Source organism: Yoonia sp., from assembly GCF_030731595.1.
Classification (GTDB): Bacteria; Pseudomonadota; Alphaproteobacteria; order Rhodobacterales; family Rhodobacteraceae; genus Yoonia.
In genome coordinates, this window is record NZ_JANQTS010000071.1 from 18077 (window position 1) to 44768 (window position 26692).

The 26692-nt window shown below is 58.2% G+C and carries 30 protein-coding genes; 14 read left to right on the top strand and 16 right to left on the bottom strand.

Going from position 1 to position 26692, the window contains the following annotated elements; all coding sequences use genetic code 11:
- Positions 1 to 176: 176 nt before the first annotated feature.
- Entirely contained in the window at positions 177 to 845 is a 669-nt protein-coding gene (locus NWQ23_RS07820; RefSeq protein ID WP_306165711.1) for an orotate phosphoribosyltransferase, read from the bottom strand.
- 57 nt (positions 846 to 902) lie between these two features.
- Positions 903 to 1955 (bottom strand): dihydroorotase, encoded by a 1053-nt coding sequence (gene pyrC / locus NWQ23_RS07825; RefSeq protein ID WP_306165712.1) that lies wholly within the window; start codon positions 1953 to 1955, stop codon positions 903 to 905.
- A gap of 117 nt (positions 1956 to 2072) precedes the next feature.
- On the opposite strand from pyrC, the gene NWQ23_RS07830 reads away from it, so the two are divergent.
- Both NWQ23_RS07830 and NWQ23_RS07835 read left to right on the top strand, forming a co-directional pair.
- Positions 2073 to 2360, top strand: a complete 288-nt coding sequence (locus tag NWQ23_RS07830; RefSeq protein WP_306165713.1) for a hypothetical protein — start codon at positions 2073 to 2075, stop codon at positions 2358 to 2360.
- A gap of 104 nt (positions 2361 to 2464) precedes the next feature.
- Positions 2465 to 2686 (top strand): DUF1127 domain-containing protein, encoded by a 222-nt coding sequence (locus tag NWQ23_RS07835; protein WP_306165714.1) that lies wholly within the window; start codon positions 2465 to 2467, stop codon positions 2684 to 2686.
- On the opposite strand, the gene NWQ23_RS07840 is transcribed toward NWQ23_RS07835, so the two are convergent.
- Together NWQ23_RS07840 and NWQ23_RS07845 are read right to left on the bottom strand one after the other, a co-directional pair.
- On the bottom strand, positions 2683 to 3615 hold the full coding sequence (locus NWQ23_RS07840) for a phosphoadenosine phosphosulfate reductase (RefSeq protein ID WP_306165715.1): 933 nt from the start codon (positions 3613 to 3615) through the stop codon (positions 2683 to 2685). The genes NWQ23_RS07835 and NWQ23_RS07840 overlap by 4 nt on opposite strands.
- Positions 3616 to 3720: 105 nt before the next feature.
- Positions 3721 to 4944, bottom strand: a complete 1224-nt coding sequence (locus tag NWQ23_RS07845; RefSeq protein WP_306165716.1) for an acyl-CoA dehydrogenase — start codon at positions 4942 to 4944, stop codon at positions 3721 to 3723.
- Between the two features lie 212 nt (positions 4945 to 5156).
- Between NWQ23_RS07845 and NWQ23_RS07850 the strand changes: the two genes are divergently transcribed.
- The 5 genes from NWQ23_RS07850 (at position 5157) to NWQ23_RS07870 (ending at position 10943) form a co-directional block, all read left to right on the top strand.
- On the top strand, positions 5157 to 6131 hold the full coding sequence (locus NWQ23_RS07850) for an XdhC family protein (RefSeq protein ID WP_306165717.1): 975 nt from the start codon (positions 5157 to 5159) through the stop codon (positions 6129 to 6131).
- Positions 6128 to 7108 carry a molybdopterin-binding protein gene (locus NWQ23_RS07855; RefSeq protein WP_306165718.1) on the top strand — a complete coding sequence of 327 codons (981 nt, stop codon included), beginning with the start codon at positions 6128 to 6130 and terminating at the stop codon, positions 7106 to 7108. Before NWQ23_RS07850 ends, NWQ23_RS07855 begins: the two co-directional genes overlap by 4 nt.
- Positions 7109 to 7213: 105 nt before the next feature.
- The gene (locus NWQ23_RS07860) at positions 7214 to 7699 is read left to right on the top strand and encodes a (2Fe-2S)-binding protein (protein WP_306165719.1); all 486 of its coding nucleotides are present in this window, start codon (positions 7214 to 7216) and stop codon (positions 7697 to 7699) included.
- Between the two features lie 70 nt (positions 7700 to 7769).
- Positions 7770 to 10139: a xanthine dehydrogenase family protein molybdopterin-binding subunit gene (locus tag NWQ23_RS07865; RefSeq protein WP_306165720.1), complete on the top strand. Its 2370-nt coding sequence runs from the start codon at positions 7770 to 7772 to the stop codon at positions 10137 to 10139.
- Positions 10140 to 10151: 12 nt separating this feature from the next.
- On the top strand, positions 10152 to 10943 hold the full coding sequence (locus tag NWQ23_RS07870) for a xanthine dehydrogenase family protein subunit M (protein WP_306165721.1): 792 nt from the start codon (positions 10152 to 10154) through the stop codon (positions 10941 to 10943).
- Positions 10944 to 11004: 61 nt separating this feature from the next.
- On the opposite strand, the gene infC is transcribed toward NWQ23_RS07870, so the two are convergent.
- The gene (gene infC, locus NWQ23_RS07875) at positions 11005 to 11550 is read right to left on the bottom strand and encodes a translation initiation factor IF-3 (protein ID WP_372340117.1); all 546 of its coding nucleotides are present in this window, start codon (positions 11548 to 11550) and stop codon (positions 11005 to 11007) included.
- A gap of 198 nt (positions 11551 to 11748) precedes the next feature.
- Between infC and NWQ23_RS07880 the strand changes: the two genes are divergently transcribed.
- Positions 11749 to 12324 (top strand): hypothetical protein, encoded by a 576-nt coding sequence (locus tag NWQ23_RS07880; RefSeq protein WP_306165722.1) that lies wholly within the window; start codon positions 11749 to 11751, stop codon positions 12322 to 12324.
- Positions 12325 to 12397: 73 nt separating this feature from the next.
- On the opposite strand, the gene NWQ23_RS07885 is transcribed toward NWQ23_RS07880, so the two are convergent.
- The 6 genes from NWQ23_RS07885 to cysG all read right to left on the bottom strand — a co-directional run bounded on the left by NWQ23_RS07885 (position 12398) and on the right by cysG (position 17781).
- The gene (locus NWQ23_RS07885) at positions 12398 to 13246 is read right to left on the bottom strand and encodes a ferredoxin--NADP reductase (protein ID WP_306165749.1); all 849 of its coding nucleotides are present in this window, start codon (positions 13244 to 13246) and stop codon (positions 12398 to 12400) included.
- A 67-nt stretch (positions 13247 to 13313) separates the two neighbouring features.
- Positions 13314 to 13724, bottom strand: coding sequence for a DUF934 domain-containing protein (locus NWQ23_RS07890; RefSeq protein ID WP_306165723.1), 411 nt, complete (start codon positions 13722 to 13724; stop codon positions 13314 to 13316).
- On the bottom strand, positions 13721 to 14428 hold the full coding sequence (locus NWQ23_RS07895) for a phosphoadenylyl-sulfate reductase (RefSeq protein ID WP_306165724.1): 708 nt from the start codon (positions 14426 to 14428) through the stop codon (positions 13721 to 13723). The genes NWQ23_RS07890 and NWQ23_RS07895 overlap by 4 nt, the downstream gene beginning before the upstream one ends.
- Positions 14418 to 16088 (bottom strand): nitrite/sulfite reductase, encoded by a 1671-nt coding sequence (locus NWQ23_RS07900; protein WP_306165725.1) that lies wholly within the window; start codon positions 16086 to 16088, stop codon positions 14418 to 14420. Before NWQ23_RS07900 ends, NWQ23_RS07895 begins: the two co-directional genes overlap by 11 nt.
- The gene (locus NWQ23_RS07905; RefSeq protein WP_306165726.1) at positions 16088 to 16390 is read right to left on the bottom strand and encodes a DUF2849 domain-containing protein; all 303 of its coding nucleotides are present in this window, start codon (positions 16388 to 16390) and stop codon (positions 16088 to 16090) included. The genes NWQ23_RS07900 and NWQ23_RS07905 overlap by 1 nt, the downstream gene beginning before the upstream one ends.
- Complete coding sequence (cysG, locus tag NWQ23_RS07910) at positions 16390 to 17781, bottom strand: siroheme synthase CysG (RefSeq protein ID WP_306165727.1); 1392 nt, start codon at positions 17779 to 17781, stop codon at positions 16390 to 16392. The genes NWQ23_RS07905 and cysG overlap by 1 nt, the downstream gene beginning before the upstream one ends.
- Positions 17782 to 17916: 135 nt before the next feature.
- On the opposite strand from cysG, the gene NWQ23_RS07915 reads away from it, so the two are divergent.
- The 3 genes from NWQ23_RS07915 (at position 17917) to NWQ23_RS07925 (ending at position 19641) form a co-directional block, all read left to right on the top strand.
- Positions 17917 to 18378, top strand: a complete 462-nt coding sequence (locus NWQ23_RS07915) for an Lrp/AsnC family transcriptional regulator (protein WP_306165728.1) — start codon at positions 17917 to 17919, stop codon at positions 18376 to 18378.
- 99 nt (positions 18379 to 18477) lie between these two features.
- Complete coding sequence (locus NWQ23_RS07920) at positions 18478 to 18828, top strand: hypothetical protein (protein WP_306165730.1); 351 nt, start codon at positions 18478 to 18480, stop codon at positions 18826 to 18828.
- Positions 18829 to 18840: 12 nt separating this feature from the next.
- Positions 18841 to 19641 carry a DUF2145 domain-containing protein gene (locus NWQ23_RS07925; protein WP_306165731.1) on the top strand — a complete coding sequence of 267 codons (801 nt, stop codon included), beginning with the start codon at positions 18841 to 18843 and terminating at the stop codon, positions 19639 to 19641.
- Between the two features lie 3 nt (positions 19642 to 19644).
- Here NWQ23_RS07925 and NWQ23_RS07930 read toward each other — a convergent pair whose 3' ends face one another.
- A complete protein-coding gene (locus tag NWQ23_RS07930) occupies positions 19645 to 20811 on the bottom strand; it encodes a cytochrome P450 (RefSeq protein WP_306165733.1) in 1167 nt (388 codons plus the stop codon).
- A 259-nt stretch (positions 20812 to 21070) separates the two neighbouring features.
- Here NWQ23_RS07930 and NWQ23_RS07935 point away from each other — a divergent pair, with 259 nt between their 5' ends.
- Entirely contained in the window at positions 21071 to 21910 is an 840-nt protein-coding gene (locus NWQ23_RS07935; protein WP_306165735.1) for a B12-binding domain-containing protein, read from the top strand.
- A 25-nt stretch (positions 21911 to 21935) separates the two neighbouring features.
- Here NWQ23_RS07935 and tpiA read toward each other — a convergent pair whose 3' ends face one another.
- The 4 genes from tpiA to NWQ23_RS07955 all read right to left on the bottom strand — a co-directional run bounded on the left by tpiA (position 21936) and on the right by NWQ23_RS07955 (position 23808).
- Positions 21936 to 22667 (bottom strand): triose-phosphate isomerase, encoded by a 732-nt coding sequence (gene tpiA, locus NWQ23_RS07940; protein WP_306165736.1) that lies wholly within the window; start codon positions 22665 to 22667, stop codon positions 21936 to 21938.
- Between the two features lie 15 nt (positions 22668 to 22682).
- Positions 22683 to 22979, bottom strand: a complete 297-nt coding sequence (locus NWQ23_RS07945) for a TfoX/Sxy family protein (protein ID WP_306165738.1) — start codon at positions 22977 to 22979, stop codon at positions 22683 to 22685.
- The gene (locus NWQ23_RS07950; RefSeq protein WP_306165740.1) at positions 22979 to 23341 is read right to left on the bottom strand and encodes an iron-sulfur cluster assembly accessory protein; all 363 of its coding nucleotides are present in this window, start codon (positions 23339 to 23341) and stop codon (positions 22979 to 22981) included. The genes NWQ23_RS07945 and NWQ23_RS07950 overlap by 1 nt, the downstream gene beginning before the upstream one ends.
- A gap of 104 nt (positions 23342 to 23445) precedes the next feature.
- Positions 23446 to 23808, bottom strand: coding sequence for an SUF system Fe-S cluster assembly protein (locus tag NWQ23_RS07955; RefSeq protein WP_306165741.1), 363 nt, complete (start codon positions 23806 to 23808; stop codon positions 23446 to 23448).
- Between the two features lie 157 nt (positions 23809 to 23965).
- On the opposite strand from NWQ23_RS07955, the gene tgt reads away from it, so the two are divergent.
- Positions 23966 to 25096: a tRNA guanosine(34) transglycosylase Tgt gene (gene tgt, locus NWQ23_RS07960; RefSeq protein WP_306165743.1), complete on the top strand. Its 1131-nt coding sequence runs from the start codon at positions 23966 to 23968 to the stop codon at positions 25094 to 25096.
- Between the two features lie 206 nt (positions 25097 to 25302).
- Positions 25303 to 26692: LON peptidase substrate-binding domain-containing protein (locus NWQ23_RS07965; protein WP_306165744.1), on the top strand; the 1390-nt coding region annotated here is incomplete at its 3' end.

The following is a 26692-nucleotide window of genomic DNA, read 5'->3' on the forward strand; positions in this document are numbered from 1 at the left end:
TCCGCGCCGATGACCATCTTGATATGATCGGGGACAAAAGGCGGGATAAACCTGTGGACAACACCGGTCGAACCAGAACCATACCCCATTTAGTCATTCGACGCAAAAGGAACACAAGATGCGCCACAAGCAGATGATTCCCCGCAGAGGTTGTTCACAGTGCGGGGGATAAGTTTTTACGCAGGCTTCCACCCGGCCGGATCGTTCAGATAGGCCTCGACAGCAGTCAAGGTGGCCGCATCATAGGCGCCGCGCGCCTTGGCCTCGGCCAGCACATCCCACCATGTGCACAAAGAGATCAGTTGTACCCCGTGCTCGGCCAGCCTCTGCTCGACCCCGTCAAAGATGCCGTAGAAGAAAATGACCGCCGTCGCGTTGCAGGTCGCACCTGTTTCACGGATCGCATCCACAAAAGACAGCTTTGATCCGCCATCGGTGGTCAGGTCCTCGACCAGCAAAACGCGCTGGCCTTCGGTCATCACACCCTCGATGCGGGCGTTGCGACCGTAGCCTTTGGGTTTCTTGCGCACATAGGTCATGGGCAGGGCCAGACGCTCTGCCACCAAGGCGCTGAAGGGGATGCCCGCAGTTTCGCCACCGGCGACATTGTCAAAGGCTTCAAATCCGGCCTCGCGCATGACCGAAGCAGCCAGAAAATCCATCAGTGTCGACCGGATACGCGGATAAGAGATCAGCTTGCGGCAATCCACATAGGTGGGGGCCTGCTTGCCCGAGGCATGGGTAAAGGGGGTGGTTGCATTGAAATCAATGGCCCCGATTTCGATCAGCATGCCCGCGGTCAGGCGCGCCATTTCTTCTTTTGTGGGGAAGGAGGAAGGGATCATCATGCAGCCTTTGTCTTCTTTTGTTCAAAAATACCTCCGCCGGAGGCATCTGCCGTGTCAATCAACGACCCGCCAGTGCAGGTCAAATCCGGGGTCAAACACAGTGACCGGTCCGTCGCCCGTTGCGATCTGAGCCGGATAGGTGACCGGATCGCCCTTGATCAATGTGATCGTGTCCTCATTGGGGGGCAGGCCGTAAAACAGCGGACCGTTCAGCGAGGCGAAGTCCTCGATCTTGCGGATGCGCCCTGCGGCGTCAAAAACCTCGGCCAGACAGGACATCGTGTTGGGTGCGCTAAAGATTCCGGCACAGCCGCAAGCCTGCAACTTGTTGGGGTCCGTGTGCGGCGCACTGTCGGTGCCCAGAAAGAACCGTTTGTCGCCAGAGATCGCGGCTTGCACCAGCGCCACGCGATGCGCCTCGCGCTTGGCCACAGGCAGGCAATAGAAATGCGGCTTGATCCCCCCGGCGAGGATGTGATTGCGATTGATGATGAGGTGGTGCGTTGTGATGGTTGCACCCAGATTTTTGTTGCTGTCGCGCACATAGTCGACCGCGTCCTGAGTGGTGACATGTTCCATCACGATGCGCAGGTCAGGGACCTTCTTGCGTAGTGGTTTCATGACCCGGTCGATAAAGACAGCCTCGCGGTCAAAGATATCGACATCGTGGTCGGTCACTTCGCCGTGGATACACAAGGGCATCCCGATTTCCGCCATCACATCCAGTACGGCGCGCACCTTTTCGATTTCGCGCACGCCCGAGTCAGAGTTGGTCGTCGCGCCCGCCGGGTAAAGCTTTACAGCGGTCGCGATGCCTGCCGCATAGGCCTCGCGCACATCTTCGGGGTCGGTGGTTTCCGTCAGATAGAGCGTCATCAAAGGCTGGAATTTTGCCCCTGGCGGAAGTGCTGCCATGATCCTTTCCCGGTAGGCAAGGGCTTGCGCCGATGTGACGACCGGCGGCACAAGGTTCGGCATCACGATCGCGCGGGCGAAATGACGGGCTGTTTCAGGAAGCACGGCCTTGAGCATTGCACCATCACGCAGGTGCAAATGCCAATCATCAGGGCGGCGGATTGTCAGGCTTGTCAGGTGTCTATCAGGCATTGTTCCCGATTACACCGTTGCGCGGAGGGATGCTATAGGGCATGTGTTTCCCATTGCGGAAGAGGCCGGTTTTCGGCGATATTTCATGTACAACCACCTCCTCAAGGGAGAGAACATATGCTCGGTTTTCTTATTGCAGCGCTTGCAGGCTTTCTGACACCGCAGATTGAAGGGCCTGTTGCCGGTCCAATCGTCAAGACTTTGGAGGGTTACTTCAAGGTCGAGCCTTATGAAAAACGCCTGATTGCATTCATGGTGGCGCTGCTGGCTGCGGCCATTTGTGCAGCTTTGCTGGACAGTGGAACCGTCTTTGGCGTGATCTTCGGTGCGGTTCTCGGCTATTTTGGTTCTCGTATTTACACGGTGATCAAAAAGATCATCGAAGGGCGGACCGATAGCCAATAGGCATGCAGTAGCTGCAATGCCGCAATGCAGCATTGGCGGTTTCACTCCACGACAGACAGCATATGTAGCAGGCAACACAATGTTTCCTGACAGGAGTGCTCGTCATGGCCTTTTATACTGATACAATCGCAACACGCACCAAAGCGTCATCCGGTTTTGCTTTCTTCAACAGCATCGCAGGTTTTTTTGATCGCGTGATCGCATCGCAAAACCGCTCGGTCGAAGTCCAGCGGATGCAGCGCCTTTCCGACCGCGAGTTGGAAGACATTGGCGTGAATCGTGACGATATCGTGCGCTATGTCTACCGCGATATCTACCACATCTAATCGTCGTCCGATGCGTTGAGTTCAGCGAGTTTCTGTTCAAAAAACGCATTCTCGCCGCGCCGTAACATATATTCGCAAACAACCCGCGCAAGCCGCGGGTGGTTTGTCATGATCAGTTGCCGCACAAGGGTGCGCGCATAGGTCTGATCATAGCGCCGCGCGCGCAAAAGCTGGAGAAACCGCTTCTTGTCCAGCGCATAGTCCATTGCCAGCTTGATCATAATGTCTTGGATCCCCATCCGGTCAAATGCGCGATCCAGTGCATCGCCAAAAAGCGGGCAGGGCAGGAGTGTGACATGCGGTTTACGGAAGAGGGCGGCATGAACCGCATCGAAGCGCTGATGCGGATCATACGCGACAAAGACCTTATCGGCCGCTTCGATCATCTCTGGCGCATAACCATATCGACCGGTGAAGTCATTGAGGCGGGCGGCCTTATAGCGCGGATCCCAGCCCGCAGTTCCGGCATCCAAAGTGGCCTGCGGGCGTAACGCGATGACTGTTGCGCCGGGTGCAGCCACGGAAAAAGCCGCCGCCGCATAAGCCGCGCCACCATCACCGCCGTAAAAGACGATTTGCGAGAAATCGCCAAAGAACTCCTCGTCTACCAAGCGGTCAAAAAAGGCATAGACGGCCTCATCCCGAAACCAGCTTTCGGTAAAGGAAATCAGCGCAAGATGAGACCATCCATCATGGCGCGCATAGGCAAACCCGCGCGGTTCGGCATCAATATTGTGTTCACGCACGGCTTCTGCGTTTTCGAAGGTCACAAGCAGGTTGTTGCCGGCTTCCAGAAAACCCGCGCAGTGCCCCATACCCAACTGTTCGAAAAAGCCAAATTCCTCACAAATTTCATCAATCTCGGCCAGCCAGTCATTGGCACCAAGGTCCTTGAGGTCTGCTGCGATGGCAAGCTGCCTGTCTTCCATTCATCTGCTCCGAAACCGGGTTAAGCCCCGAATTTCATGCGAGTCTAGATGACGTTTGCGGCAGCAAATGGGCATATTGGGAATTTTTATGCGCCCGTGCGCCCCTTAGAAGAATGCCTGTAGTCCCGTCTGCGCCCGCCCGAGGATCAAAGCGTGCACATCATGGGTGCCTTCATAGGTATTCACGGTCTCGAGGTTGACCATATGGCGCATGATCTGGAAGTCTTCACTGATCCCGTTCCCGCCATGCATGTCGCGTGACATCCGCGCGATATCAAGCGCCTTGCCGCAGTTGTTGCGCTTCATCAGGCTGATCATTTCTGGCGCGGCCTTGCCCTGTTCCATCAACCTGCCCAATTGCAATGCGGATTGTGTCCCAAGGGCGATCTCCGTTTGCATATCGGCCAGTTTCTTCTGGAAAAGCTGGGTCTGTGCCAGCGGTTTGCCGAACTGCCTGCGATCCAGCCCATACTGCCGTGCGGCATGCCAACAGGCTTCGGCGGCCCCCATAACCCCCCATGCGATACCATAGCGGGCGCGGTTCAAGCAGCCGAATGGCCCTTTCAGGCCCTGCACGCCGGGCAAAAGCGCGTCTTCGCCTACGGCCACGTTGTCCATGACAATCTCGCCCGTGACCGAGGCGCGCAGACTGAGTTTGCCGCCAATTTTTGGCGCTGTGAGGCCCTTCATGCCTTTTTCCAGCACAAACCCGCGAATCTTTCCGTCGTGGGCGTCGGATTTGGCCCAGACCACAAAGACATCTGCGATGGGTGCATTGCTGATCCACATCTTCGACCCGTTCAGGACGTAGCCATCTTGTGTCTTCTTCGCTGTCGTCTTCATGCCTGCGGGGTCGCTGCCCGCGTCGGGTTCGGTCAGACCAAAGCAGCCGATCAAAGTACCCGCAGCCAGTCCGGGCAGGTACTTTTGCCGCTGCTCTTCACTGCCGTATGCATGGATCGGATACATCACCAGCGAGCTTTGCACCGACATCATCGACCGATAGCCGCTATCCACCCGTTCAACCTCGCGGGCGACAAGACCATAAGTGACATAGCCCGCACCCAATCCGCCGTATTCTTCGGGGATGGTCAGACCCAGAAGGCCCGCATCGCCCATCGCTTTGAAAACGCCCGGATCAATGGTTTCGTTGCGGTAGGCATCCGTCACCTTGGGCTGCAACTGCGATTGCGCAAAAGTGCGGGCGGCATCACGCAGCATCCGTTCGTCTTCGGTCAACTGATCTTCAAGCCGCAAAGGATCGGCCCAGTCAAATGGACCAAGGTCGGGACCAAAGCCGGTTGCTTTGATAGGTGAGGAATCATTCATGGCCAATACTCCGCGCGTTCTGCGGGCAAGCTACGCTTTTGGGGCAGGCGGGGCAATGGAAGGCGGAGATATCGGGCCTGCGCTCCCCGTCCATGACTGGTGCGGAATTGGCGATCCTGTCGTCTGCCTTGGCCGTGTGATAACGGGATTGTTGCGTCGCTGTTCAAAGGTCTATGGTAACAGGGAACACGATTTGCGGCGATATGGATGATATGACACAGACGATAACCGATCTTCCGAAACTGGCCCTTGCTTGGCATCGCGCCGGGCGTGGTGTGGCTATTGCAACCGTGGTGCAGACATGGGGTTCGGCTCCGCGTCCGGTGGGCAGTCAACTTGTGATCGACGCCGATGGCGCGATGGAAGGGTCTGTCTCGGGTGGTTGTGTCGAAGGGGCGGTGATCACCGAAGCGATTGAGGCCGTGATTGATGGGAAACAGAAACTCCTGCATTTCGGCGTCAGTGACGACGAAGCCTTTGCTGTCGGCCTTGCCTGCGGAGGCGAGATCAAAGTGCTGGTGGAACCTGTGGGCACTGTTGTGCCTGTGGAACTGCTGGAACGGCTGGTCGAGGCCCGCGAAAAGGCCATCCCGGTCGCCTATGTGACGGACCTTGAAAGGGGCGGTGCGCGGCTGCAACCCATCGGGGCCTATCCGGAAAGGTTTCGCCTGGACCGGTCCGGTGTCGAAGAAGACGGCCAGACATTCGTTGCCATCCATAACCCGCCGCTGCGCATGATCATCGTGGGTGCTGTGCATATTGCCCAGCATCTGGTCGAAATGGCACGCGCCTGCGGGTACACGCCGATCCTCATTGATCCGCGTCCGGCTTTCGGGTCCGCTGCCCGCTTTCCCGGTGAAACCATTCTGGATGACTGGCCTGATGAGGCTTTGCGCGGGCTCAAGCTTGATGCGCGCACGGCAGTGGTTACGCTGACACATGATCCCAAGCTGGATGATCCGGCGATTGTCACCGTGCTTGAATCGGCGGCTTTCTATCTTGGTTGCCTCGGGTCCACACGCACTCACGCAAAGCGTGTTGAGCGGCTGAAAGAGGTCGGGTTTACCGATGAGGAGATTGCGCGGATCCACGCCCCTGTCGGGCTTGATCTGGGTGGCCGCGATCCGGCCGAGATTGCGGTGAGCATCATGGCGCAGGTGACCGAAACGCTCAGGAAGCCAAAGTGAAGTTTGGCCCGGTCCAGACCGGTGATGCGCTGGGCGCTGTGCTGGCCCATTCCGTGCCCTTGGGCAAAGGGCGCTTGCGCAAGGGGCATGTCCTGGCTGCGCAGGATATCGCGGCGCTGCAAGCGGCTGGCTATGCCAGGATCACGGTGGCGCGATATGACGCGGGCGACCTGAACGAAGATGACGCGGCCGCAGAACTGGCTGCCGCTCTGGCTGGTGCGGGGGTCCGGCTGAGCCAAGCCGCAACCGGCCGCGTCAATATCTTTGCCACGGGTCCGGGTGTTGCGTCGATTGATGTGGCAGCGATCAATGCCTGCAACAGTGTCAACCCGATGATCACGGTCGCGACCGTGCCGCCAATGCAGCGCGTTGGTCCTGATGTGATGATCGCCACAATCAAGATTATCTCTTATGCGGTCCCCAAAGAGGATGTGGCGCGCGCTTGCGCTGCAGCACAAAGCGCGCTTCGTGTTTTGCCGCCGCGCTTCAAGACTGCCAGCCTGATCGAGACCCGGATCGAAACGCAGGGCACGGACAAGGGGCGGCGCGCGCTTGCGGGGCGGCTTGACCGCTTGGGTGTGTCCCTGACGCCGCCTGTGATTGTGCCCCATGCCCAAGACCCTCTTGCTGCGGCGCTGCAAGAGGCCGCTGGCGATGTGATCTTCATTCAGACGGCCTCGGCCACATCAGACAGTTTTGATGTCGGACCCGCCGCATTGCGCCAGGCTGGCGGGGTGGTGACGCAATTCGGGATGCCGGTTGACCCCGGAAACCTGCTTTTTCTGGGGCAGCTTGATCAAAAGCCGGTGATCGGCTTGCCCGGCTGTGCGCGCTCGCCTGCGCTGAATGGCGCCGATTGGGTGTTGGAGCGGGTGATCTGTGGGATTGATCTGACGCCTGCTGACTTTGCCCTCATGGGCGTGGGGGGACTTCTGAAAGAAATACCGACCCGCCCGAAACCCCGCGCGGATATTTAGCACCTGCAGCACGCCGATGTGCAACTGCAGCGTAAGATATGTGTTCTCAAGGCTGCATGGGCGTGTTTAACTCTGCCCAAAGAAGATGACTTTTGGGAGGTAAGAATGGCATCGGTAACTATGACCGTGAACGGCAAAGCCGTGTCGGGCACAATTGAAGGGCGCACATTGCTCGTCGATTTCCTGCGCAATGACCTGCATCTGACAGGCACCCACGTTGGCTGCGACACGTCGCAATGCGGGGCCTGTATCGTCCACGTGAACGGCGAAGCCGTAAAGGCCTGCACGATGTTCGCGGCCGAAGCCGACGGTGCCGAGGTCGCGACAATCGAGGGGCAGGCGAACGCGGACGGTTCGCTCAATGTGATCCAGCAGGCCTTTCAGGACCATCACGGTCTGCAATGCGGCTTTTGTACGCCGGGGATGGTGATGTCGGCGGCGGCCTTGCTGAAAGAGAACCCCAAGCCCACGGAAGGGGAGATCCGTGCCTATCTTGAAGGGAATATCTGTCGCTGCACCGGCTACCACAACATTGTGAAAGCCATCATGGCCGCATCCGGTCAGGATGTCTCTGCCATTGCGGCAGCGTAAGCCAGTTTTCAACGAAAATTTGGAGCCAGTTTTTCACTGAAGGACTGCTGCTCCCAAAGGGAGGAAGAACATGCCTAAAGATGGTGGAATCGGTGCCAGCACAACACGTCGGGAGGACGTGCGGTTTCTGACGGGTACTGGGACATATACGGCAGACATCAACACCTACGGACAGGTTTCGGCGATCTTTGTGCGCTCGAATGTGGCCAATGGGATCATCAAATCAATTGATACCAGTGCGGCAGAGGCGATGCCCGGCGTGCTGGCTGTCTTTACCGGGGCGGATTTTGCCGATGTGGGGGGCAACCCCGCAGGCTGGCTGATCAACAGCCGCAATGGCGAGCCGATGAAAGAGCCCAAGCGCCCCGTTCTGGCCCATGGCAAGGTGCGCCATGTGGGTGATGCCTATGCGGCCGTTATTGCCGAAACAGAGCAACAGGCCCGTGACGCCGCCGAGGAAATCATCGCAGATATCGAGGAACTGCCCGCAGTGGTCGATATGGCGGCAGCGCTGGCCGGCGACAACTTCGTGCATGACGAGATCGGCACCAACCAGTGCTTTGACTGGGGCTGGATCGAAGACAACCGCGCCGCCACCGATGCTGCAATCAAGGCGGCCCCGCATGTGACGACCTTGGAACTGGTGAACAACCGTCTGGTGCCCAACGCGATGGAGCCGCGCGCGTCGATCGGAACATACAACCGCGCCGCCGATTCCTATGTGCTGCAAACCACGTCGCAAAACCCGCATATGACGCGGCTTTTGATTTCGGCGTTCGTGCTGGGGATCCCTGAAAACAAGCTGACCGTGATCGCGCCAGACGTCGGTGGCGGCTTTGGGTCGAAAATCTATCACTATGGCGAGGAAGCCCTTGTACTGGCGGCGGCCAAGAAGGTGGGCCGCCCTGTGAAATGGGTCGCTGACCGAACCGAGGCGTTCCTTTCCGATGCCCATGGCCGTGACCATGTGACCAAGATCGAACTGGCCTGCGAGAAGGACGGAACATTTATCGCCTTCCGCACCGAAACCATGGCCAACGTGGGCGCCTATCTGTCAAACTTTGCGACCGTGACGCCAACCTATCTGCACGGCACGCTGATGGCGGGCAATTATACGGTGCCTAATGTCTATGTGAACGTGAAAGCCGTCTTTACGAATACCGCCCCTGTAGATGCGTACCGAGGTGCAGGGCGTCCGGAAGCCACCTATTCCATCGAGCGGGTGATTGATATGACCGCGCGCGAATTGGGCATGGATCCGGTTGAACTGCGGCGGAAAAACTTCATCAAGCCCGATCAGTATCCCTTCGCAAGCGCTGCAGGGCTTGAGTATGACTCTGGCAATTATGATGCGCTGATGGACAAGATCGAAAGCCTGATTGATCGCGCCGGTTTTGCGGCACGCCGCACGGCCAGTGAGGCCAAAGGCAAGCTGCGCGGTCTGGGCATAAATTCTTATGTCGAGGCCTGCGGTATCGCGCCGTCAAACCTTATCGGCATTCTGGGCGCACGCGTCGGGCTTTATGATGCGGCCACTGTGCGTGTGAACGCCACAGGCAACATCAGCGTCATGGTCGGCGCCCATAGCCACGGGCAAGGACACGAGACAGTATTCCCGCAGATCGTCGCGGATATGCTGGGGATTGATGCGTCAACGATTGATATCGTGCATGGCGATACCTCGAAAATTCCCTTTGGCATGGGAACCTATGGGTCACGCAGCCTTGCCGTTTGCGGCTCTGCCATGGTGCGGGCGACTGAAAAGATCATCGTGAAGGCCACGAAAATCGCGGCGCACATGCTGGAAGACACTCCCGAAAACGTGGATTTCAGCGACGGGCAGTTCAAGGTCAAAGGGACGAACCGATCCGTCAGCTTTGGTGAAGTTGCGCTGAAAGCCTATATTCCCCACGAATACCCGATCGAGAATATCGAACCGGGACTGGAAGAAACGGCTTTCTATGATCCGGCCAACTTTACCTATCCGTCAGGCGCTTATGCCTGCGAGGTCGAAGTGGACCCGGAGACAGGGAAAGTGACCGTCGAAAGCTTCACCGCAGTCGATGACTTTGGCAATGTGATGAATCCGATGATCGTCACGGGCCAGGTTCATGGCGGTCTGGGGCAGGGGATCGGGCAGGCTTTGCTTGAAAACGCAAGCTATGACGCCAATGGCCAGCTTTTGTCCGCCAGCTATATGGATTACATCATGCCGCGCGCGGATGATCTGCCCTTCTATCGCGTCGATCACTCGCAAGGCACGCCCTGCACCCATAACCCGCTTGGGGTGAAAGGCTGCGGCGAGGCGGGTGCCATCGGTTCGCCGGCCACCGTGGTGAATGCCGTGATTGACGCGCTGCAATCGGGCGGCAAGAACGTCACCCATATCGACATGCCTTTGACACCTGCGCGTGTCTGGGCGGCCATGAATAACGCATAAGGGAGAACGCTCATGTATGCTTTTGAAATTGAACGGCCTTCCACGATTGCGGATGCGGTCAAGGCGCTCACGCAAGAGGACGCACAGGCGCTGGGCGGGGGGCAAACACTGATCCCGACGCTGAAAGCGCGGCTGGCGATGCCTGCAACCTTGGTCAGCCTCACCGGCATTGGCGAAATGCAGGGCATCTGTCTGGCCGATGACGGTGCCGTTTGCATCGGTGGCGCGACAACGCATGCGACTGTCGCGAAAGAGGCCGCAGCCCATTATCCGGGGCTTGCCGCACTGGCAGCGCATATTGGCGATCCTGCGGTCCGCAATCGCGGCACCATTGGCGGGTCACTGGCCAACAATGACCCTTCGGCCTGCTATCCCGCCGCGGCCTTGGGGTCGGGTGCGACAATCATCACGAATGCACGGCAGATCGCGGCCGATGATTACTTTGAAGGGATGTTCGCTACAGCCCTCAACGAAGGCGAAGTCATCACCGAGGTCCGTTTCCCGGTACCACAGAAGGCGCATTACGAAAAGTTTGTGCAGCCTGCGTCACGCTTCGCGCTGGTCGGCGTCTTTGTCGCCAAATACGCCGACGGCGTGCGCGTAGCCGTCACCGGCGCGTCAGAGAATGGTGTGTTCCGCTGGACCGAGGCCGAAGAAGCGCTGAGTGCCAATTTTGACAAATCGGCCCTTGAGGGGCTGTCCGTTGCCGCAGATGGCATGATCGCTGATCTTCACGGATCGTCCGCGTATCGGGCGCATCTGGTCAAGGTCATCACAGGACGGGCTGTCGCAGCCGCCGCCTAAAACGTAAAAACCCCCGAGAAATCGGGGGTTTTTTGTTCTCTGTCGCCTTTAAAAATTGCCGCTACCTCGGCAATGGCCCAATCAGCATAACCATCTGGCGACCTTCCATTTTCGGAAAGTTCTCGACGCGCCCTGCATCTTTGGTGTCTTCAGCGACACGCTCCAGCAGTTGGCGGCCCAGTTCCTGGTGGGCCATCTCGCGGCCACGGAAGCGAAGGGTGATTTTTACCTTGTCGCCGTTTTCCAGAAACTTGAATACGCTGCGCATCTTGACGCCATAGTCATGGTCGTCGGTGTTCGGGCGGAACTTGATCTCTTTGATCTCGATGATCTTTTGCTTCTTGCGGGCCTCAGCTTCTTTTTTCTGAGTCTCGTATTTGTACTTGCCATAGTCCATGATTTTGCAAACCGGTGGGTTGGCATTTGGAGAGATCTCTACCAAATCGAGGCCAGCTTCATCGGCCATTTCCATCGCACGGGCGGGTGTGACAACACCGACGTTTTCGCCGTCTGCGCCGATCAGGCGGATTTCGTCCGACGTGATCCGTTCGTTGATGCGTGGGCCGGTTTCGCGCTGTGGAGGCGCGTTGTGGGGTCTGCGTCCTATGGTCTTTATCCTTACGTTGTTCCATTCAGGTGATGTGCAAACTAAACCTCCCGAGAGGCGTCTTCAACCCGCAAAAGATGCGGTTTTCCGCCGAATTTTCCCCCGCGATTGTTCTTCCCCTTTAGGCCGGCGTCTGACATATGCCACGGTCAAGGTCCGATGGGGGCCCAAATGAACAGATTTGGAAGGATTTGACCAATGCGTGCAATCGCAATCCTCGTTATTTTGGCTGTTGTTGGCTTTTTTGGCTACCAATATGCCGCTGAAGGCCGTGGCCCGGGTGCCGCCGTTGGTGTCCTGACCGGCGCCACCCAAGCGGCAGAAGCTGCCGCTGCCGAAGCCGCTGCCGCAGAAGCCGCTGCCGCAGAAGCCGCTGCCGCTGCTGCTGCCGAAGCTGCTGCTGCCGAAGCTGCTGCCGCTGAAGCCGCTGCTGCCGAAGCCGCCGCCGCAGAAGCCGCTGCTGCCGAAGCTGCTGCCGCTGCCGAGTTGGAGGCTGCTGCGGCTGCCGCAGAAGCCGCTGCCGCAGAAGCTGCTGCCGCTGTTGAGGCCGCCGCCGCAGAAGTTGCGGGCGCAGGCGAAGATCTGATGGCGATGGCGGATGACCTGCTGACAATCGAAGGCTTTGACGCCGAGCGCGTGACCGCGCTGCTTGACACACTCGATATTGATCAGAGCCAGAAGGACACGCTGACAAATGCGCTGTCTTTTGCCAGCAACAATCCGGCATTGCTGCAGCCGGTTCTGGATAACATCAGAAACCTGCTTGGCATGTAAGATACGGCCAACCGCGAAACAAAAAGGCCGCGTCAGCAATGACGCGGCCTTTTGCATTTTCGCAAGCTTTGGATCAGTCAAGAAATGCTTTTTCGACCACATAGTGCTGCGGATTGGAGTTCGCGCCCTCAACAAGCCCGTATTCTTCCAGCATGTCCTTCAGTTCCAGATTGAAGGCCAGATTGCCGCATATCATTGCGCGGTCAGTCTCGGGCGACAGGGGCGGCACGCCCAGGTCGGCAAAGGCTTCACCGCTGCGCATCAGGTCTGTGATGCGGCCCATCTTGGGGCTCTCTTCGCGTGTCGTCGTGGGGTAGTATTTGATCTTTTTCCAGAACCCTTCGCCGATGACTTCGTTCAGCAATTCATCCGTCTTGAGGGCCTCGATCAGATCGCGTCCATAGGTCAGTTCGCCGGCTTCACGGCAGGTATGCGTGATGATGACCTCGTCGTAATCCTCGTAGGTCTGCGGTTCGCGCAGCAGGGATGCAAAGGGTGCAAATCCGGTTCCGGTTGCAAAGAACCAGATCCGTTTCCCGGGCAAAAGCGCGTCATGGACCAGCGTGCCGACCGGTTTGGGACGCAAGATCAATTCATCACCTGGCTGGATGTGTTGTAGCCGCGAGGTGAGCGGGCCGTCCTGCACCTTGATCGAATAGAACTCCAGTTCCTCATCCCACGAAGGCGAGGCGATGGAATAGGCCCGCAGCAGCGGCTTTTGTTTGCCCGTTGCAGGATCGGGATCACCCATCAGGCCGATCATCACAAACTCGCCAGAGCGGAACCGCAAGGACGCCGGACGGGTCACGCGAAACGAGAACAACCGGTCGGTATAGTGTTTCACTTCGGTGATCGTTTGCGCATCTGGCAGGGTCGGGACGGCTTTGGCGGTATCTAGGGTCACTGGTGTTTGCTCGGTCATAAGGATCATGGCGCATCTTTACAGACACGCCCTCCGTTTAGTCATTGATCTGGATCAGGGAAAGGCTCTAGCCGCGCAATCGTGCCTGATAGTTGTGGTTTTGCCAGTCTGCGCGGTATGTCCACTGGTCTTGTGGTTGGCGTGCGGCAAGGGCATCGTCGATTTCGACTTCGTCAAAACCGGACCGGCGGGCCATCGCATATTGGTCAGCCAGCACATGGCCCTTGGCCCGCAAGCGGCCCTTATAGCCTGCCCGCCGCAGCATGGCCGCGAGCGTAAAGCCGCGTCCATCCGCGAAAGACGGAAAGTTGATCCGGATCAACGGCGGATTGCCCAGGTTGGACAGTGCTGCGGGGCTGGTATCTGATGGCAGATCAATCCCGTAGTCGCAGTCATTGGCCGCGGCATCATGCAGCGCCACGAAACCGCAGGCAAAGTCATCGGGTGCAAACCCGTTATCGGTGACGATCACGCTCATGCGGCTATTTCCTTGCGGGGGCGGTTATGGATACCGCATTCGGTTTTTTCAATGCCCCGCCAACGGCCTGCGCGGGGATCTTCAAGTGCGCTGACCCGCGTTGTGCAGGGCATGCAGCCCACGGACGGATAGCCTTGGGCCACAAGCGGGTGGCGTGGCAGGTCATGCCTTGCGATATAGTCCTGCACGTCTTGCGACGTCCAATCCGCCAGCGGGTTGATCTTGATCTTGCGGTCTTCCATCTCAAACAAGGGCAGCTGCGCCCGTTGCCCGCCCTGATACCGCTTGCGCCCTGTGACCCAGCCGCCAAATTCGGCAAGGGCCGCATTCAGGGGCCGTGTCTTGCGCAGGTCACAGCAGGCATCGGGGTCTGCCTGATGCAGCAAACCGTCCACGTCTTCGGTCAGCACAGCGTTGCGTTCAGGGCCGATGATCCGCACGTCTGTCAGGCCCAGTTGGGCAGACAGGTCGCGTTGATAGCTCAGCGTCTCTGGAAACAGCATTTCGGTGTCCAGAAAGATCACGGGTGTCCTTTTGTCGATCTCGGACACCATATGCAGCAGCACAACCGCCTCTGCCCCGAAAGAGGACACAAGGGCGACCTTTCCGATCTGAACGTCTGACAACGCATGTCTGAGCAGCGTTTGCGCATCGGATTTGCGGTGCAGGATGTTGCGGCGTTCAGCCAGTTCTTTAAGCGGCATTGGCTTTGTCCTCTGCGGGGTAAAGAATTGTTTTGAAGGGCGCGATCCCAAGGCGGCGGTAGGCTTGCAGGAAAGTTTCATCCGCATTCAGGCGCAGATCGAGGTAACCCATCACCAGCCGCTCGATCGCAGGCACGATTTCATCGGCGCTGAAACCGGGGCCTGCGCGTTCGCCGATCGTGGTTGTCTCGGTTCCGTCACCGCCAAGGGTGATCTGGTAATTCTCCACACCGGCCCGGTCGAGGCCAAGAATCCCGATGTGACCCACATGGTGGTGCCCGCAGGCATTGATGCAGCCCGAGATCTTGATCTTCAGTTGCCCGATTTCATGCTCGATCTTCAGCTCATCGAACCGTGTTGCGATTTCCTGTGCAATCGGGATCGACCGTGCCGTGGCCAAGGCGCAGTAGTCCATGCCCGGGCAGGCGATGATATCAGAGGCAAGGCCGATGTTCGCGGTGGCAAGGTCCGCATCGCGCAGGGCGGCATAGACCTTGGCAAGGTCACCTTTGTGCACATGCGGCAGGATCACATTCTGTTCGTGGCTGATCCGTAGCTCGCCGTGACCGTAAGCCTCGGCGATATCGGCCATAGCGCGCATCTGGTCAGAGGTCGCATCACCGGGTGTGTTCCCGTGTTTCTTGATGCTGATCGACACGATGGCGTAGTCTGGGTTCTTGTGGGCGGCAAGGTTGGTGTCAGTCCACGACCGGAAGGCGGGGTTGGCCAGACGTGCCGCCTCGAACCCGTCAACCGATTTGGTGACAAAGGCGGGTGGTGCAAAGGCCGCTTCGATCTGGGCCAGTAGGGCCTGATCGTGGCCACCGAAGTCCGCACGGATCGCGGCAAAGCGGTCTTCGACCAGTTCTTGGATCTTCTCCAAACCGTTCTCGTGCACAGTGATCTTGATCCGCGCCTTGTACTTGTTATCGCGGCGGCCCAGCAGGTTGTAGACGCTGACGATTGCCTCGCAATAGGGCAGCAGATCGGCTTTGGGCAGGAAGTCACGCAAGACCTTGCCCACCATCGGTGTGCGGCCAAGGCCACCGCCGACGATGACCTCAAAACCGGGTTCGCCTACGCCATTGCGGACCATGCGCAGACCGATGTCGTGGGCGCGGGTCACGGCGCGGTCCTGTTCTGCGCCTGTCACGGCAATCTTGAACTTGCGCGGCAGGAACTGGAATTCGGGGTGATCTGTGGACCACTGGCGCAAAAGCTCTGCTATCGCGCGCGGGTCTTCGATCTCGTCGGCGGCAGCGCCGGCGAAATGGTCCGCAGTCACATTGCGGATCGTGTTGCCAGAGGTCTGGATCGCATGCATCCCCACATCGGCCAAAGCGTCAAGCATGTCAGGCACGTCTTGTAGCTTGGGCCAGTTGTACTGGATGTTCTGGCGCGTGGTGAAATGGCCATAGCCCTTGTCCCAACGGTCAGCGATATAGGCAAGCTGGCGCATTTGCGCAGGGTTCAGCGTGCCGTAAGGGACAGCGACCCGCAGCATATAGGCGTGCAGTTGCAGGTAAAGTCCGTTCATCAGGCGCAGCGGTTTGAATTCATCCTCGGTCAGCGCGCCATCAATCCGGCGTTCCACCTGACCACGAAACTGGGCCACACGTTCGCGGACAAAGGCCTCGTCAAAGTCGTTATAGACGTACATTATGAAAGCTCCACTTGCTTGCCATGGGCATAGTTTGAAGGGCCGCGCGTGCGGAATTCCTCGCGGAAGTGCACAGGCTCCGGCCCGTTTGCCCCTGCCTTGGCATCTGCCAGATAAACGCCCGCGACCTCGCCCGCGCGCGATTGCGCTTCGAGCAGGCGTAAATCGGCATGGGCCTCGTCGGTGATCAATTCGGCCTCTCTGATATCACGGGTCCATGTGTCGGCTTCGGTCAGCCAGACCGCATCACCTTCAAGCAGTGCATTTGCGGTGATGACTTTAGGTGTGAAACGCGGGGACATCATGCAAACTCCTGAAGGGTTTCGGCGCGTGCCTGCGCGTCACGTGGCGCAAGGCCATAGAATGTGATGGCAGGGCCTTTGAGGTCGGCTCGGGTCAATGTCGGTTCAAGCTGCGCCAATGTGGTCGCGATGATCTGTTGATCTGCACGGCTGACGTTTTCAATGATTGTCACGGGCGTGGCCGGGTCCGCGCCATGCATCAAAAGACGGCCTTGGATAAAGCGGGCGGATTTCTTGCCCATGTAGATCGCGGCCACCTCACCGGGCTGTGCAAGCGCTTTCCAGTCGTGATCGGCATAGCCTTTGGTGTCGTGGCCCGTAATCAGGCGCACGGCGGAATTGCGATTGCGCTTGGTCAGGCTTTGCCCGATTCCCGCGACTGCGGCAGAGGCGGCGGTGATCCCCGGAATAATGCGGTAGGGGATATCGTGGGCGGTGACGGCTTCGATTTCCTCGTCCAGACGTCCAAAGACGGTCGGGTCGCCCGCTTTGAGGCGCACAACATGGTGGCCGTCCAGCGCATGCTGCACGATCAGCGCGTCAATGGCGGCTTGGGACATGGAGGCGCCAAAACCCTCTTTGCCGGCATCAATGATGATCGCCTCTCGGCGGGCCAGTTCAAGAATTTCCCCAGTGACCAGACGGTCGTGGATGACCACATCAGCCTTGTCCAAGGCGTTGCGGGCTTTGAGCGTCAGAAGTTCCGGATCACCGGGGCCTGCGCCGACGAAATCAACATGGCCTTCGGATTGCTTGGCGGTAATATGGGCATCCAGCAGAGTTTCCAGTGCGGGCAACACACCGGTTTCACCTTTGTCTTCAAAAGCTTTGGGGCCGTGGTTAAAGTAGAATTCTGACCAGAAATCGCGCCGCTTGCGGCCCATGGGCAGGACATCGACCGCATGGCGGAAGGTCTTGCCGATCCGCGCCAGCACACCCAGCGACGTGGGCAGGCGCGCTTCAAGGTCGGCCTTGATCGCGCGGGCCAGCACGGGCGCTGCACCTTCGGTGCCGATCGCAACGGTGACAGGGTCGCGGTCGACAATGGCGGGAGTAATGAACTGGCTGTCAGCCAGATTGTCCACGATATTGACCAGCGCGCCCTCGGCATGGGCGATTGCGGCGACACGGGCGTCTTCGGCATCGTCCTCGTTTGCCGCATAGAAAAGGGCAGCACAGAGCGCATCCCCCGGTTCCATGGCGCGTTCGATGATCCGTAATTTGCCTTGGGCGGCCCATTTGCGGATGTCGTCCGCGATCTGGGGCGCGATCACAGTGAGGTGCGCTTGCGTTTTCATCAGCAGGCGCAGCTTTGCCATCGCGGCATCGCCGCCGCCGGATAGAACGATCCTGCGGCCTTCGACGGCAAGGAATATTGGAAAGTGCTTCATAGCGAACCTCTGATTTCTTGTCTTCAATATAGAATATTGTTCTGCTATTTGCTCCCCCATGGGCGTTGTTAAGGACATATGTTCTTGATGAACCCAATTTTGGACCGCCTGTCCTGTGATTTTGGAGAATTGAGAATGTCGGTACGGATTGATGCCACAGACCGGAAGATTTTAGCGGCGCTGCAAGCGGATGCGGCCCAGTCGCTGGACGATATTGCCAAGGCGGTAGGGTCATCCAAGACCCCCGTATGGAACCGGATTCGCAAAATGCGCGAGGCCGGAATTATCGGCCAGCAGACGGTTTTGCTCGATGCCGAAGCGCTGGGGTTCGAGGCCTGTTTCTTTGTCCTGATCCGCACGTCGGAACATGACACCGACTGGCAGGCTCGGTTCCTTAAGGCGCTGAAATCACGGCCGGAAGTGCAGGAGGCGCACAGGCTGGCAGGGGATATCGACTATATCCTGAAGGTGCGGGTGCGCAATGCGCGGGCCTATGACACGTTTTATCAGGCACTGATTTCCGAAGTGAAGGTGCACAACGTGACGGCGCTTTTGTCGATGGAAGAGATCAAGTCGACGGTGGCGCTGCCTTTGTAGCTGGGAATGCCATTTATTGAACAATGTTCATTTTTGTGTTGACTGCGGTAAAATGACTCGCTACCAAATGTGAACAATGTTCATATTTGGAGCGAAGCAATGACATATTTCATCAAATCCGCTGGTGTCGCGGTTCTTTTCCTGACCTCTGCCTGTGCTGCACCCAGCGTCCAGCACACGGCGCAATCGGTCGACCATAGCGCCCAGGCGGCCAGCCACGGGGCAAGTGCAGTGGCATCAGGTGTCGCCACAGTCTCGGCCGTGCCGGTCATTGCGGCGGGGTCGGTTCTGACCGTCAGCGGTGCCGCATTGGAGCAGGTCGGCAATGCCTCGATGTCAGCCGGAGCAGCGGTCCTCGATGCCAGCCTTGGTCCCCAGAACGCCGCAACCTGTCCGCAAGGACAAACTCCAGCATGTGTGGCGCCTAACGGCCCACCGCGGTTGGACTAAGGAGACCTGATCATGAAACGCATGGTATCCATCATCGCCTTTGCCCTTGCCGCATTGCTGCCTATTCAGGCCACCGCTGGCAGCAGTGCCGCAGGCAATCCGGTTTTGCCCGCAGAGCAGGTCGCGGCCTTCGCGAACCGCGTCCAGCAGGACCTTGCCTCTCGCGGCGCAAATGTCGCCATCGTGTCCCGTGTAGGGCGAGACCCTTCGGTTCTGCCGGATGGGATCAACTACACGCATGTCGCGTTCTGGGTGTATTCGCGGATCACCCAAGCGGATGGCAGCACAGGCATGGGCTACCGTGTCTATAACCTTTACCAAACCGAAGGCGACCTGACCCGCAGCGATCTGGTGCAGGATACGCCTGCCGATTTCTTTGCCGGGGCGCATAGTCTGGATGCCGGGGTCATCATTCCTGATCCACGTTTGCAGCGCAAATTGTTGGGCGTCATCGCCAGCCCCACCTATGCGGCGCTGCATAACCCCTCCTATTCGGTTCTGGCGAATCCCAGTTCGGGGCAATTCCAGAACTGCACGGAACATACACTCGATGTGCTGATGGCCGCACTTTACGACACAAGCGACCGCACGCAGATCAAGGCCAATATCGCGGCCTATTTCACGCCACAGACCGTAAGGCTGAACGGTTTGCAACGCGCTTTCGCCCCCGCCGCATCGCAAGCCTTGACCACAGCCGATCACGGGTCCGAGGTGCGCACGGCAACCTTTGGTTCCATCGCGCGGTTCATGCAAAGCAATGATCTGGCTGATGAAGTCTATCGGGTCATGCCGGACCGGTTGCAACGGTTCTAGCGGTCAGCGGGTGCTAACCATCAACCGCTCTAATCCGTGAAAATGAAAGACATCGGCATAGCGGGGCTGCCCTTCAAGCTGCAGGCCGGGGCAGCGTGCGAAAAGGACCTCAAGCGCGATTTTCAGTTCCAGACGCGCGAGTGGTGCGCCCACACAAAAATGAATGCCGCCCCCAAAGCTAGTGTTTTGGGGGCCGTTGCGGATCGGATCGAATGTGTTGGGATTGGAATAAGCCGCCGGATCACGGTTTGCGGCCCCCAGCAGACAGGCGATCTGGTCGCCGCGCTTGAAGCTGTGGCCGTTCATTGCGACGTCCTCGTAAACCCAGCGGGTGAACATATGCAAAGGCGGGTCAAAGCGGATGATCTCCTCGACCGCAGCCTCGGTGATTGCGGTCACCCCATGCTCCAGCAAGGTCTTGGTGCCATTGCCCAAGGTATGCACGGTGGCCTCGTGGCCGGCGTTCAAAAGCAGGATGCAGGTGGTGATCAACTCGTCTTCGCTCAGGCGCTCGCCGTCCTGTTCGGCAGCGATCAGGGTCGAGATCAGATCATCGGTGGGCGTCTTGCGCCGCTTGGCGATATAACCGCGCATGAAGCTGACAAAATCATTCGTGGCCGCAATGGCATCCGCTTCGATCTGCGGCGTGCGGCGGGCCTGATACATGGCGACCATCGCGTTGGACCAGCGCACCAGATCGTCGGCGCGTTCTTCGGGGACGCCCAGCAGACGCGAGATGATCACGACAGGCACGGGCTGCGCATAAGCGGTGAGCAGGTCAAAGGGGCCGGACGGAAAGGCATCAATCAGCGCGTGGCAAAGGCGCGTGATTTCCGGTGCCATTGCCGCAATCGTCCGGCTTGTGAAGGCGCGCAGGACAAGGGCGCGGAGCCGCGTATGGCGGGGCGGTTCCAGTTCCAGCATGGAATGGGCCTCGACATCATAGAACGGCTGAAGATGCTGCGGGACGTGCGGGGCCAGTTCAGGCGGGCACTCGCGCCCCATGCGACGGTCCCGCAAGACTTTGTGAACCATCGTGTGGGATACAGCACAGGCCATGTCATAGTCATCCCACCAGATGAAATCACCCTCCGCGCGCGCGACGTCATAAAACGGATAGGGATTCTGGACAAAAGCGGGATCGGTGGGGGATTGCTGCAAGCGGATCATGATGACAGCTTTGTACGGGCATCATGGGCTTTGCAAGGGTCCTTGCGTGACAAAAGGACGAAAAGTAACGCTTGATCAAGGACTTCGGGTCGCCGATGCAGCCCAAATGCGGTGTGCAAAATCTGATGCAAAGTGACGCAGCCGCGACACTCTGACACGCTGAAAGTACGTGTGTTTTAGTGTGATTTGCATACAGTTGAATACATAAAGCTGCCCAAAACAAGTTGGGACAGTCTGCGGTCAACGCACACATGGGGGGATGGTTATGGCTGACGAGGCGCTAAGCTTTAAGACATTCGATCGATCCGAGTACGAGAGAGCCTACAAACAGTTCCGATTGGTAGAGAAGACTTTGCCTCCAGAGGCCGTCATCGACCTTGCGCGCGAAGTCGTCAAACGACTTGCCGTCCAGATGCCAAAGGAAGTGAAGAAAGAAGAGATGCCCGATAAGGCGGACATCGACCAGCTTTGCGAGGCACTCCTGTCCAAGGATGACCGTGCCGCAGAGCGGTTCATCCTTGCCGTGCGGCGCGATGGCGCCAGCATCAAGACGATCTATCTGGGGTATATGGCCGGCGCCGCGACCCGACTGGGCGAGATGTGGGACGACGACGAGGTGTCATTCATCGACGTGACCCTTGGCTGCGGCAAGCTTTATCGGATCATCCGCGGCCTGCGCCATGCGATTGCGCCCGGCATTGTCCATGACAGGGATGAATGGCCCGCTATGTTCGCACTTGTCCCCGGAGAGACGCATACACTGGGCATTGAGATCGCGACAGATATGTTCCGGCGCGAAGGATGGGACGTGGATATGATGGTCGGCCTTGACCACGATATGCTGGTGGATCAATCCGACCGGCGGGTCTATCGCGCGATTGTCCTGGTTGCCAATTCGGATCAGATGCTGAAACCTCTGGCGCGTCTTATTCTGGCTCTGCGGATTTCGCATCCGCTGGCGCATCTGGTGGTCACCGGTAACATCCAAAACCACTACCCCGACATTTGTGATCTTGTCGGCGCAGATGCTGTGATCAGCGATATCGGAACGGCTGTCGCCAAATTGCGGGGCGTGATCGATACGCCGCTGGACGTATAAGCATCAAAGGTTAGACGAGCGGCGGTCAGGCGTTCTGGAGTGCTGTGATGATGGGTGAAAAGTCATCCGCCTTCAGGCTTGCGCCGCCGACAAGCGCGCCATCGACATGCGGCACGCCAAAGATATCGGCCGCATTGCTGCCCTTGACCGATCCGCCATAAAGCAAGGAAAACGCGGCCCCGTCTGCAAAGCGCGCGGTCAGTCTTGCGCGGATATGGGCGTGGACTTCGGCAATCTGGTCCAGCGTGGGCACCTTGCCGGTGCCGATCGCCCAGACCGGCTCATAGGCAATGACTGTATTCGATGCGGTCGCCCCGTCAGGGACAGATCCCGCAAGCTGGCCATCAATCACGTCAAGCGTTGTGCCCGCTTCGCGCTCGGTCAGGGTCTCGCCGATACAGATCACTGCGACCAGACCCGCTGCATAGGCGGCCATGGATTTCGCGGCAACGATGGCGTCCGTTTCGCCATGATCCGCGCGCCGTTCCGAATGTCCGGTGATCACAGCCGTGGCGCCTGCATCCGCGAGCATTTGCGCGCTGATGTCGCCGGTGTGCGCGCCAGAGGCTTCGGCATGGCAATCCTGCCCGCCAATTTGAAAGGGCAGGTCGGCGCAGGCGCTGATCAGTGTCGCTGGCGGGCAGATCAGGATATCGACGCCGGCATCACCATGCGCATTCGCAAGGGTTTTCAACGTGGCCAGATCGCCGCGTAAACCATTCATTTTCCAGTTTCCGGCTGCAATCTTGCGCGGCATGGGCTGATCCTTTTGCTAGAGCGTGGCGAGCGTGCGTCGGGCCAATGTGCAGGCCTCTTCCGGATCGTCAAGGGCGGACATGGGCAAAGACCAATAAGGCATGTTGTGGAATTGCTCGGAACCATCGGATTGCAGCGCGCCCGCCAAAGCGCCTTTTGCTTTCAAATATATGCGCCCGTCGCTGTTCAGCAGGGCAAAGACCACGCCTTGATGATAAAGGCACAGGCCTCCGAACATTTTGCGGGTTGTCAGATGACCAAGATCGGCAAACAGATCGGTTGCAAAAGCAATATCGGCGTCCGAGGCAGACATCAGCCTGCGCTGATATTCTCGTTGAACTTGATGGATTCGCCACAGCCGCAGGCATCGACCACATTGGGATTGCGGAACTTGAATCCCGCTTCCAGCAAAGACACTTCGTAGTCGATTTCGGTGCCGAAAAGGAACATCTGCGCCATAGGCGCGATCATGACGCGTGCGCCGTCCTGCTCGACCACTTCATCAAGTGGATCAACTTCGGTCACGTAGTCCATCGTATACTCCATGCCCGCGCAGCCGCCCTTTTTGACGCCGATCCGCAGACCCTGATGGCCGTCTTTCTGCATCAGCTTTGCGATTTGCGCCGCTGCTTTATCGGTGATGCTCACCGCTTGCTTGCCTGGAATGCCGAACATGATTGGCTCCTTTGGTCCCATATGTAGGACAGATAGCCCTACCACTCAAGATGGCGGGGTGTCGCTTGCGGGAATTGTGATCGATTTCCGGCGAAAGGGCAGGATTACATGAAACCCAGTTCAAGCCGCGCTTCGTCGGACATCATATCCATGCCCCATTGCGGCTCGAATGTCATTTCCACATCGACTTGCTTTACACCGGGCAAGGGCTCTACCGCATCGGCGACCCAGCCGGGCATTTCACCGGCGACAGGGCATCCGGGCGCGGTCAGCGTCATAACAATGCTGACGGCGTTATCTTCGTTGATATCAATCGTATAGATCAAGCCTAGATCATAGATATTGACCGGAATTTCAGGGTCATAGACCGATTTGCACGCCATTACGACATCATCGTACAGCGGATGCTCGGTGGACGAGGGGGCGATCAAGGGCGCGCCTTCAAGGGGGGCGGTGCTGTCGGTCATGTCATCGGTTCCTGTATTCCTGACCAAACATATAGGGTTTGGCGGCGGGGGCGTAAAGAGGGCCTTGTAAGGTGTTTGGCAAGTGCCGCGCGAAGTGCCCGCTTCGATTGGCCGCGCTGGCTCTTGGCAAATTGCCTCAGATCGGGGAAGAGAGGCCATGACAAAACGTTTTTCCTTTTCTTTGAACGCCACAGACGGCAAGGCCCGCACAGGGGTTATCTCTACGCCCCGCGGCGATATCCGCACGCCAGCCTTTATGCCGGTGGGCACTGCGGCGACCGTCAAGGCAATGATGCCCGAAAGCGTGGCGGCCACAGGTGCAGATATCCTGCTTGGCAATACCTATCACCTGATGCTGCGCCCGACGGCAGAGCGGATTGCCCGTTTGGGTGGCCTGCACAAATTCATGAATTGGCAAAAGCCGATTCTGACCGACAGCGGCGGTTTTCAGGTGATGAGTCTGGCCGATCTGCGCAAGCTGACCGAACATGGCGTGACCTTCAAAAGCCATATCGACGGGTCCAAGCATGAACTGACGCCGGAACGGTCGATGGAAATCCAAAAGCTGCTCGGCTCCGATATCGTCATGTGTTTCGACGAATGTCCCGCGCTGCCGGCGGATCGCAAGCGCATCCAGGAAAGTATGGAATTGTCGATGCGATGGGCGCAGCGGTCGCGCGATGCGTTTGGGGATCGTCCGGGTCACGCGCTCTTTGGTATTCAGCAGGGCGGGCTGGAAGAAGACCTGCGCGGGCAATCTGCCGAGGCACTGCGCGCGGTGGAATTTGACGGCTATGCTGTCGGCGGTCTTGCTGTTGGCGAGGGTCAGGAGGCCATGTTCGGTGTGCTCGACTTTGCGCCTGACCAACTGCCCACGGATAAACCCCGCTATCTGATGGGGGTGGGCAAGCCCGATGATATCGTGGGCGCGGTCAAACGCGGAATCGACATGATGGATTGCGTCCTGCCCAGCAGGTCCGGCCGCACCGGACAGGCATTTACCCGTCGCGGAGTTGTGAACATCAAGAATGCGCGCCATGCGGATGATCCGCGGCCCTTGGATGAAAATTGCACCTGTCCGGCGTGCAGCAACTATTCCCGCGCCTATCTGCACCATGTGTTTCGGGCGCAGGAAATGATCTCTGGCATGCTGCTGACATGGCATAATCTGCATTACTTTCAGGATATTATGCAGGGGATGCGGGATGCGATCAGCGCGGGCGCGTTTGCTGATTGGGAAGCGGATTTTCACAATCACCGAGCATTGGGCGATATCGAACCGCTGTGATCGGCTTGGTGGTTCCTTTACCTGAATGTGCCATTCCACAGAGGATTGGTTGCGGTTTGGGATGTGTTGCGGCAAGAATTGTAACAACTGCACGAAAGTCTAGTTGCATCATCACAAATGCGACCCCACATATTGAGGCCAAGAGGAGATGCTCCATGTTGCCGCAGTAGCGGGACTGGGCGTCTTGCCAAAAAAGGAAAATGAGCATGCAAGAACCATTGAGTTCATCCTACCCTGTCCTGCCGCTGCGCGATATTGTGGTGTTCCCGCATATGATCGTGCCGCTGTTTGTGGGCCGGGAAAAGTCTGTTCGCGCGCTTGAAGAAGTGATGCAGGACGACAAGCAAATCCTGCTGTCCAGCCAGGTTGACCCCGGTGCAGATGATCCTGATCAAGAGGGCATCTATAAAACCGGTGTTCTGGCCAATGTGCTGCAACTGCTGAAACTGCCCGATGGCACAGTAAAGGTGCTGGTCGAAGGGCGCAGCCGTGTGAAGATCACAGGCTTTCTGCCCAATGACAGCTTCTTTGAAGCATCTTGTGCCTATCTGACCGAAACAATGGGCGATCCTGACGAGGTCGAAGCACTGGTGCGCAATGTCGCGGCAGAGTTCGAGCGCTATGCCAAGATCAAGAAAAACATCCCCGAAGAGGCGATGGCCGCCGTCGGCGAAGCCACCGAGCCTGCAAAGCTGGCCGATCTGGTTGCAGGTCACCTTGGGATCGAAGTGGATCAAAAGCAGGGCTTGCTTGAGACTCTGTCCGTGGCTGAACGGCTGGAAAAAGTCTTTGGCATGATGCAGGGCGAAATGTCCGTGCTGCAGGTCGAGAAAAAGATCAAGACCCGCGTCAAAACCCAGATGGAGCGCACCCAGCGCGAGTACTATTTGAATGAGCAGATGAAGGCCATTCAGAAAGAACTTGGCGATGGCGAAGAAGGCCAGAACGAGGTTGACGAGCTTGAAGCCAAGATCGCCGAAACCAAACTGTCCAAGGAAGCCCGCGAAAAGGTCGATGCAGAGCTGAAAAAGCTCAAGAACATGTCGCCGATGTCTGCGGAAGCGACCGTGGTGCGCAATTATCTGGACTGGATCTTGGGCGTTCCTTGGGGCGTCAAATCACGCACCAAAAAGGACCTGCACAAGGCGCAAGAGGTGCTTGATAACGACCACTACGGTCTTGAGAAGGTCAAGGAACGCATCGTCGAGTATCTTGCGGTACAACAACGCTCGGCCAAGCTGAAAGGCCCGATCATGTGTTTGGTCGGCCCTCCAGGTGTGGGTAAAACATCGCTTGGCAAGTCCGTCGCCAAAGCCACAGGGCGCGAATTCATTCGCATCTCTTTGGGTGGTGTGCGTGACGAATCCGAAATTCGCGGTCACCGCCGGACCTATATCGGCTCCATGCCCGGTAAGATCATTCAGGCGTTGAAGAAGGCGAAAACCACGAACCCGCTGATCCTGCTCGATGAGATCGACAAGATGGGGCAGGATTTCCGTGGCGATCCCGCGTCGGCAATGCTCGAGGTGCTTGATCCAGAGCAGAACAGCACATTCGTCGATCACTATCTTGAGGTCGAATATGACCTGTCGAACG

What these genes read in the sequence shown, in the direction of transcription:
- NWQ23_RS07820 (WP_306165711.1), bottom strand. Translation starts at nt 845, where the DNA reads ATGATCCCTTCCTCCTTCCCCACAAAAGAAGAAATGGCGCGCCTGACC.
- pyrC (WP_306165712.1), bottom strand. Translation starts at nt 1,955, where the DNA reads ATGCCTGATAGACACCTGACAAGCCTGACAATCCGCCGCCCTGATGAT.
- NWQ23_RS07830 (WP_306165713.1), top strand. Translation starts at nt 2,073, where the DNA reads ATGCTCGGTTTTCTTATTGCAGCGCTTGCAGGCTTTCTGACACCGCAG.
- NWQ23_RS07835 (WP_306165714.1), top strand. Translation starts at nt 2,465, where the DNA reads ATGGCCTTTTATACTGATACAATCGCAACACGCACCAAAGCGTCATCC.
- NWQ23_RS07840 (WP_306165715.1), bottom strand. Translation starts at nt 3,615, where the DNA reads ATGGAAGACAGGCAGCTTGCCATCGCAGCAGACCTCAAGGACCTTGGT.
- NWQ23_RS07845 (WP_306165716.1), bottom strand. Translation starts at nt 4,944, where the DNA reads ATGAATGATTCCTCACCTATCAAAGCAACCGGCTTTGGTCCCGACCTT.
- NWQ23_RS07850 (WP_306165717.1), top strand. Translation starts at nt 5,157, where the DNA reads ATGACACAGACGATAACCGATCTTCCGAAACTGGCCCTTGCTTGGCAT.
- NWQ23_RS07860 (WP_306165719.1), top strand. Translation starts at nt 7,214, where the DNA reads ATGGCATCGGTAACTATGACCGTGAACGGCAAAGCCGTGTCGGGCACA.
- NWQ23_RS07865 (WP_306165720.1), top strand. Translation starts at nt 7,770, where the DNA reads ATGCCTAAAGATGGTGGAATCGGTGCCAGCACAACACGTCGGGAGGAC.
- NWQ23_RS07870 (WP_306165721.1), top strand. Translation starts at nt 10,152, where the DNA reads ATGTATGCTTTTGAAATTGAACGGCCTTCCACGATTGCGGATGCGGTC.
- NWQ23_RS07880 (WP_306165722.1), top strand. Translation starts at nt 11,749, where the DNA reads ATGCGTGCAATCGCAATCCTCGTTATTTTGGCTGTTGTTGGCTTTTTT.
- NWQ23_RS07885 (WP_306165749.1), bottom strand. Translation starts at nt 13,246, where the DNA reads ATGACCGAGCAAACACCAGTGACCCTAGATACCGCCAAAGCCGTCCCG.
- NWQ23_RS07890 (WP_306165723.1), bottom strand. Translation starts at nt 13,724, where the DNA reads ATGAGCGTGATCGTCACCGATAACGGGTTTGCACCCGATGACTTTGCC.
- NWQ23_RS07895 (WP_306165724.1), bottom strand. Translation starts at nt 14,428, where the DNA reads ATGCCGCTTAAAGAACTGGCTGAACGCCGCAACATCCTGCACCGCAAA.
- NWQ23_RS07900 (WP_306165725.1), bottom strand. Translation starts at nt 16,088, where the DNA reads ATGTACGTCTATAACGACTTTGACGAGGCCTTTGTCCGCGAACGTGTG.
- NWQ23_RS07905 (WP_306165726.1), bottom strand. Translation starts at nt 16,390, where the DNA reads ATGTCCCCGCGTTTCACACCTAAAGTCATCACCGCAAATGCACTGCTT.
- cysG (WP_306165727.1), bottom strand. Translation starts at nt 17,781, where the DNA reads ATGAAGCACTTTCCAATATTCCTTGCCGTCGAAGGCCGCAGGATCGTT.
- NWQ23_RS07915 (WP_306165728.1), top strand. Translation starts at nt 17,917, where the DNA reads ATGTCGGTACGGATTGATGCCACAGACCGGAAGATTTTAGCGGCGCTG.
- NWQ23_RS07920 (WP_306165730.1), top strand. Translation starts at nt 18,478, where the DNA reads ATGACATATTTCATCAAATCCGCTGGTGTCGCGGTTCTTTTCCTGACC.
- NWQ23_RS07925 (WP_306165731.1), top strand. Translation starts at nt 18,841, where the DNA reads ATGAAACGCATGGTATCCATCATCGCCTTTGCCCTTGCCGCATTGCTG.
- NWQ23_RS07930 (WP_306165733.1), bottom strand. Translation starts at nt 20,811, where the DNA reads ATGATCCGCTTGCAGCAATCCCCCACCGATCCCGCTTTTGTCCAGAAT.
- NWQ23_RS07935 (WP_306165735.1), top strand. Translation starts at nt 21,071, where the DNA reads ATGGTTATGGCTGACGAGGCGCTAAGCTTTAAGACATTCGATCGATCC.
- tpiA (WP_306165736.1), bottom strand. Translation starts at nt 22,667, where the DNA reads ATGCCGCGCAAGATTGCAGCCGGAAACTGGAAAATGAATGGTTTACGC.
- NWQ23_RS07945 (WP_306165738.1), bottom strand. Translation starts at nt 22,979, where the DNA reads ATGTCTGCCTCGGACGCCGATATTGCTTTTGCAACCGATCTGTTTGCC.
- NWQ23_RS07950 (WP_306165740.1), bottom strand. Translation starts at nt 23,341, where the DNA reads ATGTTCGGCATTCCAGGCAAGCAAGCGGTGAGCATCACCGATAAAGCA.
- NWQ23_RS07955 (WP_306165741.1), bottom strand. Translation starts at nt 23,808, where the DNA reads ATGACCGACAGCACCGCCCCCCTTGAAGGCGCGCCCTTGATCGCCCCC.
- tgt (WP_306165743.1), top strand. Translation starts at nt 23,966, where the DNA reads ATGACAAAACGTTTTTCCTTTTCTTTGAACGCCACAGACGGCAAGGCC.